The 18,457-nt window shown below is 72.4% G+C and carries 13 protein-coding genes; 6 read left to right on the forward strand and 7 right to left on the reverse strand.

Translation table 11 applies throughout. The annotated features are described in order from the left end of the window. Positions 1 to 158 precede the first annotated feature (158 nt). Positions 159 to 1,058: a tRNA lysidine(34) synthetase TilS gene (gene tilS, locus HAV40_RS14485; RefSeq protein WP_239086157.1), complete on the forward strand. Its 900-nt coding sequence runs from the start codon at positions 159 to 161 to the stop codon at positions 1,056 to 1,058. Positions 1,059 to 1,063: 5 nt separating this feature from the next. On the opposite strand, the gene dacB is transcribed toward tilS, so the two are convergent. Next, entirely contained in the window at positions 1,064 to 2,602 is a 1,539-nt protein-coding gene (gene dacB / locus HAV40_RS14490; protein WP_166381513.1) for a D-alanyl-D-alanine carboxypeptidase/D-alanyl-D-alanine endopeptidase, read from the reverse strand. 802 nt (positions 2,603 to 3,404) lie between these two features. Here dacB and HAV40_RS14495 point away from each other — a divergent pair. Continuing rightward, positions 3,405 to 3,896 carry an inorganic diphosphatase gene (locus HAV40_RS14495; protein ID WP_155391294.1) on the forward strand — a complete coding sequence of 164 codons (492 nt, stop codon included), beginning with the start codon at positions 3,405 to 3,407 and terminating at the stop codon, positions 3,894 to 3,896. 201 nt (positions 3,897 to 4,097) lie between these two features. Here the strand turns inward: HAV40_RS14495 and eccCa are convergent, their stop codons facing one another. After that, entirely contained in the window at positions 4,098 to 8,105 is a 4,008-nt protein-coding gene (eccCa, locus tag HAV40_RS14500) for a type VII secretion protein EccCa (RefSeq protein WP_166381514.1), read from the reverse strand. A gap of 120 nt (positions 8,106 to 8,225) precedes the next feature. On the opposite strand from eccCa, the gene eccD reads away from it, so the two are divergent. Next, complete coding sequence (gene eccD / locus HAV40_RS14505) at positions 8,226 to 9,677, forward strand: type VII secretion integral membrane protein EccD (RefSeq protein ID WP_166381515.1); 1,452 nt, start codon at positions 8,226 to 8,228, stop codon at positions 9,675 to 9,677. 148 nt (positions 9,678 to 9,825) lie between these two features. Then, positions 9,826 to 11,052, forward strand: coding sequence for a type VII secretion-associated serine protease mycosin (gene mycP / locus HAV40_RS14510; RefSeq protein WP_420837235.1), 1,227 nt, complete (start codon positions 9,826 to 9,828; stop codon positions 11,050 to 11,052). A 65-nt stretch (positions 11,053 to 11,117) separates the two neighbouring features. Here the strand turns inward: mycP and HAV40_RS14515 are convergent, their stop codons facing one another. From HAV40_RS14515 to HAV40_RS14535, 5 genes are all read right to left on the reverse strand, one after another. After that, entirely contained in the window at positions 11,118 to 12,296 is a 1,179-nt protein-coding gene (locus HAV40_RS14515) for a MarP family serine protease (protein WP_166381517.1), read from the reverse strand. 4 nt (positions 12,297 to 12,300) lie between these two features. Further along, positions 12,301 to 12,987: an NUDIX hydrolase gene (locus tag HAV40_RS14520; protein ID WP_203671227.1), complete on the reverse strand. Its 687-nt coding sequence runs from the start codon at positions 12,985 to 12,987 to the stop codon at positions 12,301 to 12,303. After that, complete coding sequence (locus HAV40_RS14525; protein WP_166381518.1) at positions 12,984 to 13,730, reverse strand: TlpA family protein disulfide reductase; 747 nt, start codon at positions 13,728 to 13,730, stop codon at positions 12,984 to 12,986. Before HAV40_RS14525 ends, HAV40_RS14520 begins: the two co-directional genes overlap by 4 nt. 92 nt (positions 13,731 to 13,822) lie before the next feature. Beyond that, on the reverse strand, positions 13,823 to 14,563 hold the full coding sequence (gene nth, locus HAV40_RS14530; protein ID WP_203671225.1) for an endonuclease III: 741 nt from the start codon (positions 14,561 to 14,563) through the stop codon (positions 13,823 to 13,825). Positions 14,564 to 14,573: 10 nt separating this feature from the next. Beyond that, entirely contained in the window at positions 14,574 to 15,746 is a 1,173-nt protein-coding gene (locus HAV40_RS14535; protein ID WP_409364961.1) for a CapA family protein, read from the reverse strand. 251 nt (positions 15,747 to 15,997) lie between these two features. On the opposite strand from HAV40_RS14535, the gene HAV40_RS14540 reads away from it, so the two are divergent. Then, on the forward strand, positions 15,998 to 16,675 hold the full coding sequence (locus HAV40_RS14540) for a Crp/Fnr family transcriptional regulator (RefSeq protein WP_120317442.1): 678 nt from the start codon (positions 15,998 to 16,000) through the stop codon (positions 16,673 to 16,675). Positions 16,676 to 17,179: 504 nt separating this feature from the next. Then, on the forward strand, positions 17,180 to 18,256 hold the full coding sequence (locus HAV40_RS14545) for a chaplin family protein (RefSeq protein WP_166381520.1): 1,077 nt from the start codon (positions 17,180 to 17,182) through the stop codon (positions 18,254 to 18,256). Positions 18,257 to 18,457: the final 201 nt, after the last annotated feature.

An 18,457-nucleotide genomic window follows, 5' to 3' on the forward strand; every position in this document is an offset into this window, starting at 1 on the left:
CCCCGCCCTCGCCCCCGCCCGCCCCTGCCCCCACCCCTGCCGCAACTCTTAAAGAGTCGCGCTCTCAGGGGGGTGCGGAGGCCGCAAGTCTTAAAGAGTTGCGGCAGGAGGGAGGGCGGCCGGAAGTCGGCCGGGCGGGGGGCGAGTGGGGGCGGCGGTTGGTTTTGGTGGCTTGTTCGGGTGGGGTGGATTCGCTGGCGCTGGCGGCGGGGGCTGCTTTCGTGGCGCGGCGGGAGGGGTGGCGGGCCGGGTTGGTGACCGTCGACCATCAGTTGCAGGAGGGGTCGGCGGGACGGGCTGAGCAGGTCGCGCGGTGGGCTCGGGAGCAGGGGTTCGAGCCGGTCGAGGTCGCGACGGTCGAGGTCGGCGGGCGGGGCGGGCCGGAGGCGGCGGCGCGGGAGGCGCGGTACGCGGCGCTGGCCGAAGCGGCCCGGCGGCTCGGTGCGGCGACGGTCCTGCTCGGACACACCCGCGACGATCAGGCCGAGACGGTGCTGCTGGCGCTGGCACGCGGGGCCGGACCGCGCGGGCTGGCCGGGATGCCCGCGCATCGGGAACACGGCGGAGCCAGGTTCAGCAGGCCACTGCTGGACGTGCCGCGTTCGGCCTGCCGGGCCGCCTGCGCGGCGCAGAACCTGGTGCCGTGGGAGGACCCGCACAACACCGATCCTTCGTACGCCCGGTCGCGGGTGCGGGCCGACGCGCTCCCCGCGCTGGTCGCCGCGCTCGGCGAGGGGGTGGTGGCCAATCTGGCCCGGTCCGCGGCCCTGCTCGGCGCGGACGCCGACCTGCTCGACGAGCTGGCCGGGGATGCGCTGCGCCGCTGCCGTACGCCCGCCGGGTTGTCCGTCGCGGAGCTGGGCGGGCTGCCGACGGCGCTGCGTACCCGCGTGCTGCACGCGTGGGCCGCGGAGCTGGGCGCGCCCCGCGCGGCGCTGACCCACCGCCACGTCGCGGCCCTGGACGCCCTGGTCACGACCTGGCACGGGCAGGGCCCGACGCTGCTGCCGGGCGGGAAGGCAGTCAGCCGCCGGTCAGGTGAGCTGACCGGCGGCTGAGGAGTTCAGCGGCAGCCGCAGACGGCGACCGCCGCCGCTATCCTGTCGAGCGCGTTCTGGGCGGTGTCCCGGTCGACCGGTACACCGTCGGCGAGCACCGCGAAGGCCAGCAGGCGCCCGTCGGCGGTCTGCACGACACCGCCGAGCGCATTGACGCCGTTGAGGGTGCCGCTCTTCGCCCGTACCACGCCGAATGCCGCCTTAGACTTGGCGAACCGCGCCTGCATCGTGCCCGACCAGCCGGCCACCGGCAGGCCGTTGAAGAAGTCGGAAAGGTGCGAGTCGGTGCCGCCTGCCGCCTTGACCAGCAGTCCGGTCAGCACCTTCGGCGAGATCTTGTTCTTGGGCGACATGCCGGAGCCGTCCAGCAGGTCGCTCTGCGTCGCGTCCAGCCCGAGTTCGGTCACCACCTGCTCCAGCGCGGCGATGGCCCCGGCGAACGAGGCGGGCTGGCCCTTGGCCAGCGCGACCTGGCGCGCCAGCGCCTCGGCCAGCGTGTTGTCGCTCTCGGTCAGCATCTGCTCGACCTGGCGCAGCAGCGGCGCCGAATGCACCACACCGAGTTCCGTACCCGGTGCCGGAGGTCCGGCCGCGGCAGCGCTGCCCTGTGGCGACGGACCCGCCGAGCCGGTGGCTGCCGCCACGGGGGCCTTGCCCTTGGCGCTGGTGGTCTGCCCGAGCAGCTTCGCGAACGCGTCACCGGCGGCACGTTCGGGATCGCCGTACCACGTGAACGGCATCACCTGCTGCTTGAGGTTGGACCGCGTACCGTTGATCATCAATGCGGTGATCCGGGAGACGGTGCCCTCGCTCAGGGTGTCCGACGGCCAGTCGGGCGACGTGACAGGCCCGGCGTACAGGCTCCCGTCGGTGATCACCTTGGTGATCGGGGTGCTGCCCATCGCCTTCTTGACCTGTGCCGCGAGATCGTCGAGCTGGGCCGCACCCTCGTAGAACTTCTTCGAGGTCACACCGAGGGTGGCGTCACCCGCGCCGATCAGTACCACCTCGCCCGGGTTCGGCCCGGCCACCACCCGCGTGGCGATCCGGTAGTCGGGACCCCGCGTGACGAGGACGGCCGCCGCCGTCACCAGCTTGGTGTTCGACGCCGGGGTGATCATTTCGGTGGGCGCGCGTTCGTAGAGGACCTCGCCCGTGGTGACGTCGACCACCGAGGCGCTGACGCTGCTGCCCAGCGGCGAACCGATCACCAGCGGGTCGAGGATCTTCTTCAGCTGGGCGGCGTCGGGGATCGGGGCGTCGGTCAGGGCCGCCAGCACCGGCGCGGCGGCCGGTTCGGCGGGCGGTGCCGCGCTGGGCGACTGCCAGTCGGGGGTATCCAGCAGGTTCGACATCAGGTCGGGCTTGAACACGGCGACCCCGGCGAGTCCCGCACCGAGCGCGACTACCAGCGTGAGCGCGGTGACGAGCACGCCCTTGCGGCGCTTCTTCGGCTTGCCTGCCTTAGGGGCGACGGACTCGGGCTCGGCGGGGCGGCCGTACTCACCGGGCCGGGTCGCCGGGTTCGGACCGCCCGACGGCATCGCCGCGCCCTGCGGCCCTTGGGCGAAGCCATGACCTGCGGGACCCTGGCCGCGTGGTGCCTGCGGGGAGCCGTACTGGCCCTGCGGTGCGTGGGCCGATCCGTAGCCGGGCTGTCCTTGGGGAACCTGGGCCGAGCCGTAGCCCGGCTGGCCCTGCGAAGCCTGGGCCGAGCCGTAACCGGGCTGTCCCTGTGGGACCTGGGCAGCACCGTAACCCGGTGAGACCGGGCCTTGCGGGACGCGGCCTGATCCGTGACCCGGCGAGACCGGGCTTTGGGGAACCTGGGCGGAGCCGCGGCCTGGGGACACCTGGGCCTGCGGGACCTGGGCGGAGCCGCGGCCGGGTGCGGCCGGGGTGGAGCCGTAGGAATCGGGCTGGCCGGGCTGGGGCTGGCCGTGAGCGGCAGCACCCTGCGGGTTGCCGTACGCCTGTTGATTGCCGTACGGGGCGGCCTGTGGACGACTGTCGTAAGTCTGTCGATCCTGGGGAGTGCTGTGCACATCCTGTGGATAACCACCCGGTCGGGGGCTTGCGCTCTGTGGATAAGCCGGTGGATACCCGCTGCTTTGCTGGTCCGAAGCCTGTGGATAACCGCTGCGGGCCTGCCAAGCCCACTCCTGCCCGTTCCACACCCACTCGCCCGGCGGGCCGGACGGCGAACCCGCGGCATCTCCGGGTTCGGCCCCGTAGTGTGAACCTTGCCTCCCCAAAGCGGCCCTCCTCCGATGCCCGAAACCAGCCAGGCGAGACTAGCTAAAATTCGCCAACGTCGGCGAACTAACAGGCCAATGGGAGTGTGAAATGGATTTCGACGTCACGGTTGAGATCCCTAAGGGGCAGCGCAACAAGTACGAGGTCGACCACAAGACCGGGCGGATCCGGCTGGATCGCACCCTTTTCACCTCCACCCAGTACCCCGCCGACTATGGGTTCATCGAGAACACCCTCGGCGAGGACGGCGACCCGCTCGACGCATTGGTGCTGGTCCAGGAGCCGACGTTCCCGGGCTGTCTGATCAAGTGCCGCGCGATCGGCATGTTCCGCATGCGTGACGAGAAGGGCGGCGACGACAAGGTCCTCTGCGTGCCGGCCGACGACCCGCGCCTGGAGCACCTGCGTGACATCCATCACGTGGCCGAGTTCGACCGCCTGGAGATTCAGCACTTCTTCGAGGTCTACAAGGACCTGGAGCCCGGCAAGAGCGTCGAGGGCGCGACCTGGGTCGGCCGCACCGAGGCCGAAGCCGAGATCGTGCGCTCCTACGCGCGTGCCAAGGAGGACGGCGGCCACTGAGGCCGACCACACGTTCGCAACTCTTAAAGACTCGCGGCCTCAGGACTGTCCTGAGGCCGCGAGTCTTTAAGAGTTGCGGCAGGGGGCGGCCGGAGGCCGCCGGGCGGGGGCGGCGGGGGCCGGAGGCCGCCGGGCGGCGAGGCCTGGAGGCCGCCGAGACCCCGCGGGTGGGCGGTCTGGCGGGTGGGCTGGTTCAGGCGGTTAGAAGGCGGGGAGTTCGGCGAGTTGGACCAGGCGGGAGCCGCGGCGGGTGATGAGGCGGCCACGGCCGGGGGGCATGCGGTCGTACTTCATGCGGCTGCCGAACGGTGCGGTGACGATGTTCTCGGCGGAGAGCATGAGGTACGGCGCGTTGGCGGCGGCCAGGCGTGACAGCGCCGTGTCGTAGCTGGACCGGTTGCCGCCCCAGTTGGCGCCCGCGGCCGCGATCAGGTGCAGGCCGACGTCGCGGGCCTGGAACAGGAAGTCGGCCAGCGGCTCGATCGGGTGGCTGCCGCCGGAGACGACCACGTCGTAGTCGTCGACGATGAGGAAGAACTCGCCGCGCCCGGCCAGCCACGGCCGCAGCGGCATGTCCTGCGGGCGGGTGCCGTCGGGCGGCCGCCGCTCCTCCATCCGGACCCGGATCGCCTCGACGTAGTCGCGGATCTGGGACAGGTTGCTGATGTAGGCGAGCTGGTGTTCGGTGGTCACCGCGCCGAGCAGGCTGCGCCGCGGGTCGATGATGATCATCTTGGCCTGGTCGGGCGTGTACCGCTGGGTGATCGTCCGGGCGATCTGGCGCAGCAGCGTCGACTTGCCGCTCTCGCTCTCGCCGAACGCCGTGAGGTGCACGTCGGCGTAGAAGTCGACGGTCGCCGGGGTGAGATCGTCGGCGAGGCCGATCGGCAGCGTCCACTCGCCGCCGGTCTCCAGCGGCATCCGCTCGTACGCGTACACGCTGGGCAGCATGCGCACCCGGGGCGCGGGCATGCCGTCCCAGTGCTTGGCGATGTGCTGGATCAGTTCGTCGCGGTTGCCGACGGCGTCGACGTCGGGCCGCAGCGCGAGCGAGAACAGGCCGTCGGGGGTGAGGCCGAAGCCGGGGCGCGACGGCACCTGGGGCGCGATCTTGCGTACCCGGCAGATGGTGTCGCTCGGGTCGCCCAGCCGCAGCTCGATCTTGCTGCCGAACTGGTCCTGGATGTTGGCCCGGAAGTCGCGCCAGCGCAGCGAGGTCGCCACGACGTGCACGCCGTACGCCAGACCGCGGGTCGCGAAGTCCGTGATGACCGGGTCCAGGTCCTCGTAGCTCTCCTTCAGCGTGCTCCAGCCGTCCACGACCAGGAACACGTCGCCGTACGGGTCGTCGGTGAACCGTCCCGCCGCGCGCAGCCGCCGGTAGGCGGCCATCGACTCGATGCCCTGCTCGGCGAAGCGGGTCTCGCGCATGTTGAGCAGCTGCGCGACCTCGCTGACGGTGCGCCGGACCATCAGCGCGTCCTGGCGTCCGGCGACGCCGCCGACGTGCGGCAGTTCGCGCAGCGCGCCGAGCGAGCCGCCACCGAAGTCCAGGCAGTAGACCTGGGCCTCCTGCGGCGTATGGGTCAGCGCCAGGCCGGTGATCAGCGTGCGCAGCAGCGTCGACTTGCCGCTCTGGCCGCCGCCCGCGATCGCCACGTGCCCGGCCGCGCCGTCGCCCAGCCGCAGCCATTGCAGGTCGCGCAGCTGCTGGGCGGGCTTGTCGACGATGGCGACCGGCACCCGCAGCGCGCCGCGCAGATCCGGGTTGGCGACCGTCAGGCCCCGGCCCTCGACGAGGCCGAGCTGCCCGAAGGCGAGGTCGAGCGGGTCGGAGACGTCCAGCGGCGGCAGCCACACCTGGTGCGCGGGCGGGCCCTGGCCGACCATGCGCTCGATCATGACGTCCATCAGGCTCTCGCCCGGGCGGACATCCCAGTTGACCTCGGGTTCGGCGTTCGCCGGGCGCTGCGGCACCGGCACGAAGTGGTTGCTGAAGTCGTAGACCAGGTCGCGGCCGTCGACGCGGCGCGCGGCGGTCTCCCCGGCCTTCTTGAACGAGCCGGACACGTACGCGCCCTTGAAGCGCTGCAGGGGCTCCGAGCCGAACTTCAGGTAGCCGTGGCCGGGGGCCTTGGGCAGGTCGTAGGCGTCGCCGACGCCCAGCACGGCCCGCGACTCCATCGCGGAGAAGGTGCGCAGGCCGATGCGGTACGACAGGTGGGTGTCCAGACCGCGCAGGCGGCCCTCCTCCAGGCGCTGGCTGGCCAGCAGCAGGTGGATGCCGATGGACCGGCCGACCCGGCCGATCTGGACGAAGATGTCGATGAAGTCGGGGTTGGCGGTCAGCAGCTCGGAGAACTCGTCGCAGACGATGAACAGCGAGGCCAGCGGGGCCAGCGCCGCGCCGCCCGTACGCGCCTTCTCGTAGTCCTTGAGGTTGGCGAAGTTGCCCGCGGCCCGTAGCAGCTCCTGGCGGCGCAGCACCTCACCGGTGATCGCGTCGCCCATGCGGTTGACCAGGTGGCTCTCGCCCTCCAGGTTGGTGATGACCGCGGAGGTGTGCGGCAGCCGGTCCAGCGAGGCGAACGTCGCGCCGCCCTTGAAGTCGACCAGCACGAAGTTGAGCTGCTCGGACGAGTGCGTCGCGGCCAGGCCGAGCACCAGCGTGCGCAGCAGCTCCGACTTGCCGGAGCCGGTCGCGCCGACGAGTAGGCCGTGCGGTCCCATACCGTCCTGCGCCGACTCCTTGATGTCGAGTTCGACCGGCGAGCCGTCCGGACCGACGCCGAGCGGGACCCGCAGCATGTTGCGGCTCGCGCGCGGCGACCAGCCGTACGCCACGTCGAAGCGCTCCGGGTCGGGGATGCCGAGCAGGTCGGCCAGGCCCTTCTCCGACGTCATCGCGTTGCTGCTGGTGATGGTCGTGGCGGACAGCCGCAGCGGGGCCAGGCGGCGGGCCAGCGCCTCGGCCTCGATCACGCTGAGCCGGTCGGCGACACCCACCTCGGCGACCGACGCCGAGGTGACGGTGTGCAGGGCCCGCTCGCGGCCGCGCACCTCCAGGGTCAGCATGCCGCGTTCCAGCAGGCGGGGCGGCGGGGAGTCCAGGTCGAGGATGGTCATGCCGGACAGGCCCTCGGGCAGGGCGAGCTGCCCCGACCCGGCCATGTCCGCGCCGTCGAGCACGACGACGACGTGCGGCGCGCCCTCACCGCCGCCGAAGCGCGGGCGGCCCGCGAGCACCTCGGCGAGCAGGCCCTCCATCTCCTGGGCGGAGGTGGCGAACAGCCGGGCCGGGCCGAGCGCGTCGACCTTGCTCGGGTGCTGGTGGTGCGGCAGCCACTTGGCCCAGTCCCACGCCTCGCGGCGGTAGGACGAGCCGCAGATCGCGATGATCAGGTCGTCGGGCGCGTGGAACACGGCGAGCTGCGCGAGCATCGCGCGGGCCAGGCCGTGCACGTCGCCGCCGTCGCGGTGGTCGGCGGCGGAGCCCGCCGTGGCCGTGTTGCTGCTGTACATGCCGTCGTTGCGCGGCGCGGCGGTGTCCCCGCGCAGGAACACCCGGCCGAAGCCGCGCACGGACAGCGCCACCGGCAGATCGGGGACCACGGAGTACGCGTCGAGGAAGCGCCGCAGCGCCCCCGCCGTCATCGGCTCCAGCTCCTCCAGCGGGCGCGTCTCGGGCGGCAGCAGGGGGGTGGCCAGCGACTGCGGGCCGATGCCCACGCGCACGATGCCGAAGTCGGGGTCGTGCGGGCGGCGCTCCCAGAGCCGGAAGCTGTCCACCGTGGACCACAGGCGCTGCGGGTCGGGGTGGCGGTAGTACAGGCCGGTACGCTGCTGCTGGACGGTCTGGCGGGCGCGGCGGCGCAGCCCGGCCAGGTGGCGCAGGTATTCGCGGCGGGCGGCCATCATCTCGGCCTTCTTGGGCTGACCGGCCCCGTTCATCAGGCTCGCCGCGATCATGCCGAGGCTGGAGACGCCCATCATGCCGCCGGCCACATAGGACATCTTGTCGCCGTTGCCGCGGCCGACCATCATCGCCATGCCCAGGCCGCTGCCCAGCATCGGCAGGATCATCATGGCCTGCTGCCAGCGGCCACCCGCGGCCTGCGGAATCTCCGGTGGAGCGTCGATGACGAGCTCTCCGGCCGGGATCTCCGGCGCGGGCCGCCGGGGCGCCCGCTTGACGATCACCGTACCCATTGCGACGCCCTCCCCAAGACGGTCGGCCGCCCGCCATGCTAGGCCATGCCAGGTTTCCGCGCCCGTGCGCGGGAACGGCGCGGGATGACGCACCGTGGCGCGACGTGGTAGACGTACCGGGTGAGCTACCCCGTCGCCACGACCGCGTCCCCCACCGGCCTTGCCCGCATCACGCTGCACACGCCGCAGCGCCGCGTCGACGTGGCGCTGCCCGAGCAGGTGACGGTGGTGGATCTGCTCCCGGATCTGCTGCGTCACGCCGGGGTCGGGCTCGCCGACGACGGCGAGCAGCACGGCGGCTGGGTGCTGCGCCGCCCCGACGGCAGCCCGCTGACCGAGACGCAGTCGCTGCAGCAGCAGTCGGTCCGCGACGGTGAGATCCTGCACCTGGTGCCCGCTCAGGAGCAGTGGCCGGAGCTGGAGTACGACGACGTCGTCGAGGCGATCGCCGAGGGCGCGCGCCGCCGCGGCACCGTGTGGACTCCGGCGGCGACCCGCATGGCCACCCTGGTCGGTGCGGGCGTGCTGCTCGTGGCGGGCGTGCTGGCCTTGGTGCACGGCGGTCCGCAGTGGACGCCGGGCGGCTACCTCGGCCTGACCGTCGCGGTGCTGCTGCTGGTCGGCGGCGTGCTGGCGTCGCGGGCGTACGGCGACGGCATCACCGGCAGCGCGCTGGCGGGCTTCGCGCTGCCGTACGCGTTCGCGGGCGGCGCGCTGGTGCTCGGTGGGGCCGACGGCGCGGGCGTGCCGGGGCTGCCGTCCTGGCTCGGCGCGGCCCAGCTGCTCGTCGGCTGCGTGGCGGTGCTGCTGTTCGCGATGCTCGGGGCCGCGGGCGTGGGCCACGGCCTGCGCGTGTTCACCGCCGGCGGCACGGCGGGCCTGCTCGGCGCGCTGACCGCGCTGCTGTCCGGGCTCGGTGCGGCCGGTGCGGCCGCGGTCCTGGTCAGCGCCCTGGTCTGCGGTATCGGCCTGGTGCCGGTGCTGGCCATCCGGTTCGGCAAGGTGCCGGTGCCCTCGGTGGTCCCGCCGCGCCCGGCCGACGGCGAGAACGCGTTCGCGACGGTTCCGGCGAGCCGTGGGGCGGCCACGGACCTGCCCGACCGTTCCCGCGTGTTCGCGGCCGTGGCGCGCTCGGAGGAGCTGCTCACGGGCATGCTCATCGGATACGCCGTACTGATGGCGGCGGCCGGGCTGATCCTGGTCGTCTCGGGCGGCACGGCGGGCCGGGTGCTCGTCGCGGTGTGCGCGACGGCGCTGCTGCTGCGCTCGCGCCTGTTCGTCACGGTGCGCCAGCGGGTGCCGCTGGTCGTCGCGGGCCTGTTCGGGCACCTGCTGCTGCTGGGCGCGGCGGTGTGGCTGTCCGAGGGCAGCAGCCGCGCGTTCTTCGCGGTCGGCACCGTGGTGCTGGCCATGGTCGTCGTGCTCGCCGGGCAGACCTGGTCCCGCAAGCCCCCCTCCCCGTACATCGGCCGCGCGGCGGACCTGTTCGACCTGCTCGTGGTCGTGTCGGTGGTGCCGGTCGCGGCCTGGGTGCTCGACGTCTACGGACTGATCCAGGGCTGGGCGGCGTAGCCTCCGGCCGCTCGCGTCAGCTTGACGAGCGGCAATTCTTTCTCCCGGCGGAAAGCCGTGTGAGAATGGCGGAACTGTGCCCAGACTCCGGACGACCCGACTGGTCAGCGCCGTGCCGCGGAAAGATGCGACGGCGCTGCTACGTGTCGTGGGCGCACTGACCCTGGCCGCCGCCGGCAGCCTCGCCGCGACCACACCGCAGGACGTGCCCGCGCTGGACGTGGTGCAGCAGCGGGCCGCCGCCGAGCAGCGGGCGTCGCGCGGCGGAACCGCCGACGACCAGTGGCAACTGGCCACGCTGAAGGCCGACCGCGCCTGGCAGCTGGCCGACGGCGCGGGCGTCACCGTCGCCGTGGTCGACTCCGGCGTCGGCGAGCACCCCGACCTGAACGGCCAGGTGCTGAGCGGGCTCGACCTGGTGGACAACTCCGGCAACGGCCGCGACGACCCGGTCGGCCACGGCACGACCGTCGCCGCGCTGATCGCGGGCCGGTCCGACGACGGCCGCGGGGTGGTCGGCCTCGCGCCGAAGGCGAAGATCCTGCCGGTGCGGGTGCTCGACAAGGACAACAAGTACGACGACTCACGGGTGGTCGCCGAGGGAGTCCGCTGGGCGGTCGACCACGACGCGAAGGTGATCAACCTGTCGCTGGGCGGCGGCTCCGCCAGCGAGGCGCTGGCCGAGGCCATCGACTACGCGTTCGACAAGGACGTCGTCGTGGTGGCCTGCGTCGGCAACGTCAGCACCGGCGGCCCGACCGAGATCTGGTATCCGGCCCGCGAACCGGGCGTGCTCGCCGTCACCGCGATCGCCCCCGGCACCCAGCACCAGCTCTGGCAGGGCTCGCTGACCGGCGCGCAGGCGGTGCTGGCCGCACCCGGCACGGACCTGGTCGGCGCGCGGCCCGGCGGCTACTGGAAGGTGCAGGGCACGAGCTTCGCCGCCCCGCTGGTCTCAGCGACCGCGGCGCTGGTGCGGTCCCGCTGGCCGGACATGCCCGCCGCCGACGTGGTGCAGCGCCTGATCAAGACCGCGCAGGACCTCGGCCCGGCCGGGCGCGACGACAGTTTCGGCTACGGGCTGGTCGACCCGGTCGCCGCGCTCACCGCCGAGGTCGCCCCGGTCCGGGTGAACACGCTGGACACCGCCCCGCGGCCGGGCAAGGCGGGCTTCGGCACCGCACCGCCGCACCCGTCGGGCACACCCACACCGGCCGCGTCGCCGTCCGCCACCGCCCCTCCCGGGGCACTGCCCCGTCGCGAGCGCGGCGGGCTGAACCTGGCCCTGGTCGGGGTCGTCGCGCTGACCGGTGGAGCGGTCACCGCGCTACGCCGCGCGGGCCTGCGTTCGAACAGGCTGCCCTACAGCCGTTGACGCCGCCAGCGCATGGTGGCCGCCGAGGGCGCTGTGCGCTGGTCAGCGGCTCGGCTGCCGGAGGCTCAGGCGCACTTGCCGGTGCCGACGGCGCTGGTCCGGGTGCGGCCCATCAGGGCGACCGTGGAGGCCTCGTCGGCGGTGACGGCGTACCCGACGTTCGGGTCGTCGGCGGCCGCGGCGAAGATCACGCCGAGCACGCTGCCGTCCGAGCCGACCAGCGGGCCGCCCGAGTTTCCGCTGCGTACCAGGCCACGGATGGTGTAGACCTCGCGGGTGACGGTGCCGTCCTCGTAGATGTCGGGGCCGGTGATGTCGCCGACGTCGCGCACCCGCGCCGACTGCGCGTTGTACGGCCCGTCCAGCGGGAAGCCCAGCACGATCGCGTCGGCCCCGGTCTTGGCGGGCGAGTTCGCGAAGCGCATCACGGGGGCGTTCAGCGACGGCACATGGATCACGGCGAGGTCGCGCTCCGGGTCGTACACCACGACCTTGCCCGTCAGCCGGGCTCCGTTGAGCTCGATGCGGATCGTCTTCGTGCCCGCCACCACGTGCGCGTTGGTCATCACGTGCTCGTCGGCGAAGACGAACCCGGAGCCCTCGATGCGGCGGCTGCAGCTCGGCGCGCTGCCGAGCACCTTGACCACGGACTTCTTGGCGTTCAGCACGACCTGCGACCCGGCCAGCTTCGGATCCGGCGCGGGCACCTCCTTGACCTGGGTGGGCACCAGGTCGCCGAACACCTCGGGGAAGCCGTTCGTGTCGACGGTGTCGCGCAGCGCCTCGGTCAGGGTCTTCGCCTCGCCCGGCATCACCGAGTCGATGGCCGACAGCAGGCTGCTGCTGCGCACCGCCTTGGCCAGCCACGGCTGGGAGGCGTCGCTCAGCGGCACCGCGACCAGCCAGGCCACCAGTGACACGGCGATGACCGAGACCACCGCGCCGCCCAGGTCGTCGACGGTCTGCCCGGCCCGGTTGGTGATCGCCCGCCGCAGCTTGCCGCCCCACCAGCCGGCCAGCGACTGACCGAGCACGGCCAGGCCGAACACCGCGATGAGCGACACCACGAGTTTGACCACCGAGTCGTCGGCGAACCCGGCCAGCAGCGGCCCGAGCTGCAGGCCGATCAGGGCGCCGCCGAAGAACCCGATGAACGAGAGCATGCCCACCACGAAACCCTGCCGGTAGCCGCTCACCCCGAACAGCAGCAGCAGCAGGATCAGGACACCGTCGACGATCGACATCGGCTCAGCCTACGGAAGGGACATCGGCGGTGCCACTAAGCGTGGCGGGCGGAGTGGGCAGGGCTTCGATCCGATCGGTCGGCCAGGGCCGCGCCCAGCCGCCGAGGTCCAGCAGGGTGGACAGCACACCGGCGGTGAAGCCCCAGACGAGCATGCCGCGCGACTGGAAGGCCGGGCCGATCCACCCGCTGGAGTGGCGCACCCGCAGCCGGTGGTCCGGGTCCGCGAGCTCGGCCAGTGGCAGCCGGGCCACGTGGGCCACCTCGCGCGGGTCGTGCGCGCCGACCGGATGCGGCGTGTGCCACCACGCCAGCACCGGCGTGACCAGGAAGTCGGTGACCGGGATCCACAGCGTGGGCAGCTGGGCGAGCACGGTGACGCTGGCCGGGTCGAGCCCGACCTCCTCGCTCGCCTCACGCAGCGCGGTCGCGGTCAGGTCGGCGTCCTCCGGCTCGACCGCGCCGCCGGGGAAGGCGGGCTGGCCCGCGTGGTTACGCATGGTCGCGGAGCGCTGCATGATCAGCACGTCGGGCCCCTGCTCGCCCTCGGCCAGCAGGATGAGCACCGCGGCCGGGCGACCGCCCTCGTCGGGCGTCGGGATGCGGGTGAAGTCGACGGCGCGCGCGGCGCGCACCCTGGTCAGCAGCGGCTCGAACCACGCCGGCGGCTGCCGGGTCACCACGTCGCTCATGCCTTCCCCCCACCGAAGTGCTGCTGGACGAGTTCGCCGAGGGTCTGGTCGGTCAGCGCGACGTCGCGGTAGACCTTCGCGGTGCCGTCCGGGCCGACGAACAGCGTGATCGGCAGGACGTTCTCGCCCACGGCGGCCTTGAGCGCGCCGGACCGGTCGTACACGCTCGGCAGGCTGACCTTCAGCTCGTCGGCGAGCCAGGCGGCGGCGTCGCGGCTGTCCTCGGTGACCACGCCGAGCACCGGCACCCGGCCGCCGTCGGCCAAGCGCTGGAACGCGGGCAGCTCCTTGCGGCACGGCGCGCACCAGGACGCCCACAGGTTGATGACGAGCGGCCCGCGCAGGTCGGCCAGCCGCACGGGGTCGCCCCCGGCCATGCACTCCAGGGCCAGTTCCGGCAGCCGGATCGTCTTGGTCTTCGGGCCGCTGGACGCGGCGGCTCCGGACGGGGCGACGGGGGTCGCGCGCAGCGAGGGCAGACTCCCGATCGGGGTCTCCGGGCCGCCGGGAGTCGGCCCGATCGCGTCCTGCACGCCGGTCGTCGGGGTGCCCGCGGGGCGCGACGGTCCGGGGCTCGACAGCGCAGGGCTGGACGTCGGCGCGGGGGGCGACGCCGCAGGGGCCGGGGAGCCGCCGCCGGTCAGTGAGGTGCAGGCCTTGAAGGGCTGCGGCACCGGCTCGTTCGGCTCGGTCGCGCCCGGTCCGGTGCATCCGGCCAGTAGTGCCGCCAGTGCGGCGGCCATGAGCACGCGCTTTCCGGGAAAGTGCGGCCTGCGGGCAGGTGAGGTCCGTCGCGACGGGGTTCGGCGCGTTGCGCCGGGACGGCCGGGGGCGCTCATGCGCCGATCCCGGCGAGAGCCGCGATCTCGGCGGTGCGCGGGCCCTTGAGCAGTTTGACCGCCTCGGCGGGGTCGACCGGGCCGATGCCGTACGACGGGCACATGCTCGCCAGCGGGCAGGCCCCGCAGGCGGGTTTGCGGGCGTGGCAGACCCGGCGGCCGTGGAAGATCACCCGGTGCGACAGCATCGTCCAGTCGCGCTTCTCGACCAGCGCCCCGACCGCGTGTTCGATCTTGACCGGGTCGGTCTCGCCGGTCCAGGCCCAGCGGTTGACCAGTCGCTGGAAGTGAGTGTCCACGGTGATGCCGGGGACCCCGAAGGCGTTGCCCAGGATCACGTTGGCGGTCTTGCGGCCGATGCCGGGCAACGTCACCAGCTGCGCCAGCGTACGCGGCAGTTCGCCGCCGAACCGGTCGACGAGCTGCTGGCCTAGGCCCATCAGGGAGGCCGCCTTGTTCCGGAAGAAGCCGGTCGGGCGGATCATCTCCTCCAGCGCGACGCGGTCCGCCCCGGCGTAGTCGGCCGCCGTGCGGTACTTCGCGAACAGGGCCGGCGTCGTCAGGTTGACCCGCACGTCGGTGCACTGCGCCGACAGGATGGTGGCGACCGCCAGCTCCAGCGGGTCGGTGAAGTCCAGCTCGCAGTGCGCGTCAGGATGGATGACGGCGAGCTCCCGCGCCATCCGCCTGACCCGGCGCTTGCGCGCCAGCTCGGTCTCGCCCGTCACCGTTACCACGGCAGAGAGCCTACGTCGCGGGTGCGCCGATCGCCCCGTCCGCGCTCAGGACCGCGCCGGTCTTGCCGAAGTCCTCCTTCGTCATCTGGCTGATCAGCCCGAGCGCGCGTTCCTTGGTGTCCGGCTGCGGCACGCCGTGTGTCCCACTGAAGATCGTGGACTGGAACTGGCCGGAGACGAAGCTGCCATCGGGGTTCAGGGTCACCTTCAGCACCCCGCCCCAGCCCAGGCGGCCTTCGCTGCGCAGCTGGCCGCCACCGGCGAAGTTACCCAGGCTGTACGCGATGAGGCGGCCCTTGTAGAACTCCATGCCGCGCACCACGTGCGGGCCGTGCCCGATGATCAGGTCGGCCCCGGCGTCGATCACGGCGCGCGCGAAGGCGTGCGGGTTGCCCCGGTTCTCACCGAGATAGGTCTCGGTGCCCGGCCGCACGTGGCTCTTCTCGGCGCCCTCGGCGCCCATGTGCACCTGCACCACGACCAGGTCGGCCTGCTCCGCGGCCTTGGCCACGACCTTCTTGGCCGAGGTCAGGTTGATCAGGCTGTTGTTCCCGGCGTACGACGAGAAGCCCAGCACCGCCACCTTCACGCCCTTGACCTCGACCACCGTGATCTGGTTGGTGGCCCCGGTGTGCTTGAGCCCGGCCGCGTCCAGCGCCCGCTGGGTGTTGGTGAACCCGGCCTGACCGTAGTCGCGGCTGTGGTTGTTGGCCGTGTTGAGCAGGTCGAACCCGGCGTCCACCAGGTGACCGGCATAGGACGGCGGCACCCGGAACTGGTGGCAGTTGACCGGCTCGCCAGGTTTGGGCTGCGGGCACTTGCCGGTGCCCGTCTCGTCCGTGATCGGCTGCTCCAGGTTGCCCATCACCAGATCCGCGGGCAGCAGGGGCTTGATCTTGTCGAAGTAGCCCTTACCGCCGTTCGGCGGAAGATCCTGCGGCGCGTCGCCCATGATGATGTCGCCGGTCGCGGACATACTGATGGCGTTGGCCGTCGGTGCCGCGGACGGCTCGGCGGGCGCGGTCGTCGGCGCGACGGCGGCACCCTCGGGCGCGTGCCATTGCGCCTCGACCGCGTCAGCGGGCGAGGTCAGCGCGGAGAAGCCGAGGCCGGCGACTGTGACAAGCAGCACGATCGCGCCCGCGGCGGAGACCCCCGGACGCGCGCGAAGCGATCCGAACACCCGGTCCAGGGTGGAGCGGGGCGGCGTTTGCGCGGACGTTGCGGGGGTATCGGGGCGGCTCAGGGGGTGTGTGGACATCGCCGGGCACTCTACCCGCCCAGTGCCATGACCGGCACCGGAGCAGGTCGCAGGATTACGGGGGTTGGCGTCCGGTTGCCACCTGCGTGCGCCTAGACTGACCTCGCGCGGCGTACGTGTAGCGACGAGTTAATCCACGGTATGCCCACGATCCGCGTCGATGGAGGTAGGCGATGGACGAGGTGCTGGCTCGTAGCGGGATCTTCCAGGGTGTCGACCCGGAGGCCGCCGAGGCGCTTGCTCGTGAGATGGAAACGATCGAGATCCGCAAGGGCGAGATCGTGTTCAACGAGGGCGAGCCGGGCGACAGCCTCTATATCGTACTCTCCGGCAAGATCAAGTTGGGTCGACGCGCCGCTGACGGCCGGCAGAACCTCGTCTCCGTGATGGGGCCCTCCGACATGCTCGGCGAGCTGTCCCTGTTCGACCCCGGACCGCGCACCGCCACCGCCACCGCGGTGACCGACGTGCGCCTGGCGCGGCTGCGCAAGCAGGCCCTGCGCCCGTGGCTGAACAACCGGCCCGAGATCGCCGAGCAGTTGCTGCGCGTGCTGGCCCGCCGCCTGCGCCGCACCAACGACGCGCTGGCCGACCTCATCTTCACCGACGTGCCCGGCCGGGTCGCCAAGAACCTGCTGCAGATGGCGGGCCGCTTCGGCACCCGCGACGGCGGCGTGCTCCGGGTGACCCACGACCTCACCCAGGAGGAGCTGGCGCAGCTCGTCGGCGCCTCCCGCGAGACGGTGAACAAGGCCCTGGCCGACTTCGCCTCGCGCGGCTGGCTGCGCCTGGACGGTAAGAGCGTCATCATCCTGGACCCGGAGCGCCTGGCCCGCCGCGCGCGCGTCTGACCTTCCGCACCACGCGCCCACCTCCCCGCCCGCCGGCGGGAGACGGTGGGCGCACCCATGTCCGGCCCCGGTGCGTGACACCGCTCGGGGAACGGATCAGTCATACGTTCGGTTGGTGCCGGTGGGCCGAGCGACGGATGAGAGTCCGCGTCGTTAGGTGTTGCGACGGGCGATCCGCGGAACCTGGTGGACTGGGTTCAAATCCGGACATACCTGTACATATTGGCTGGTCAAAGTGTCGGGAACTTGTCGCCGACATGTCAGCCCCGGTGGGACTTCGTTGGTCCCACTGGTCGCGAACCTCGCACATTGAGCGCGGCTAGACGTGTCCACAGTGACCGATCGTGCGGTGACCTTTCGCCTGTGTCTGGGCGAACTGGACACCTCTCTCGCCGCCTCGATCGGTCGGTCGGATGTCTCCGACGATCGAAAGAGGTCCCTACCACTATGAACACGTGGGTTCGACGCTCACTGAAGGCCGGCGCGCTCACTGCCGGCGCAGTCATGGCCACCGGCACCGCCGCGTACGCCGAGGCCACCGTCATCAGTGCGGGCAACACCGGGGTCGCCAACGGCACCCAGGTCTTCGCTCCGATCCAGGCTCCGATCAACCTCTGCGGCATCGCCGCGGGTGTGGGCGGCGACGCGATCGCGAGCTGCACCGGTGGCAGCGCCGCCGAGCTCGACGGTGTCTTCGACGCCCGTCTGATCAGCACCAACAACCACGGCGTCCTGAACGGCACCCAGGTCTTCGCGCCCATCCAGGCGCCGATCAACGTGTGCGGCGTCGCCGCGGGCGTGCTGGGCAACGCCGCGGCCAAGTGCAAGGGCGGCGCGAGCGCCGACATGCACGGCGACCACCACAAGAAGAAGAAGCACCAGTGCGACAGCCACTGCGGCGGCGACTACGACCGTGAGTCGACCGAGTCCGGTGACCTGCTGGGCGGCCTGCCGCTGGTCGGCGGCCTCGGCAACGGCGGTCTCCCGCTGGTGGGCAACTTGACCAAGGGCGGCCTGCCGCTGGTCGGCAGCCTCGGCAACGGCGGCCTGCCGCTGGTGGGCAACCTCGGTGACGGCGGCCTGCCGCTGGTCGGCGGCCTGACCAAGGGCGGCCTGCCGGTCGTCGGCGGCATGCTGGGCAACCAGGGCGTGGCGCGCGGCGCCGACGCGATCGACCTCGACGCGCTGGACGCGGTCGGCACCACGGGCCGGTTCGACACCGAGAGCGACGCCGCCGAGGGCAACAACAGCACCGGTGGCAACGGCGGCGGCACCGGCACGACGTGCAACAGCGGCTGCGGCGGCAACGGTGGCGGCCACAACCACCACCCGAAGCCCAAGCCGAAGCCGCGTCCGCAGCCGTGCCCGGACCACGGTCACGACCACGACCACCACAACCACCAGGCCAAGCACCGCCACGGTGGTGACGTGAAGATGATCAGTGCCGGTAACCACGGCATCCTGAACGGCACCCAGGTGTACGCGCCGATCCAGATCCCGATCAACGTCAGCGGCGTGGCCGTCGGCGTGCTCGGCGACGCGGCCGCCTGGAGCGTCGGCGGCGCGTCCGCCAACCAGTAGCCGTCCGGCCTGCCGGCGGGCACGGCCCACGATGACGTGAGAAGTCACCCGCGGACCGGAACCGGCGAAACACTGCACCCGCCTCACCTCGCCGGCAGGCCGGCAACCAGCGCGACTCCCTTTCGCTGACCGAAGACCCGCGCTGGCGCCAACGCACCACCACAGGACGTCCCCCGGACCGGACACCATCCAGTCCCCCGG

Source organism: Catellatospora methionotrophica (assembly GCF_011297335.1).
Taxonomy (GTDB): Bacteria; Actinomycetota; Actinomycetes; order Mycobacteriales; family Micromonosporaceae; genus Catellatospora; species Catellatospora methionotrophica.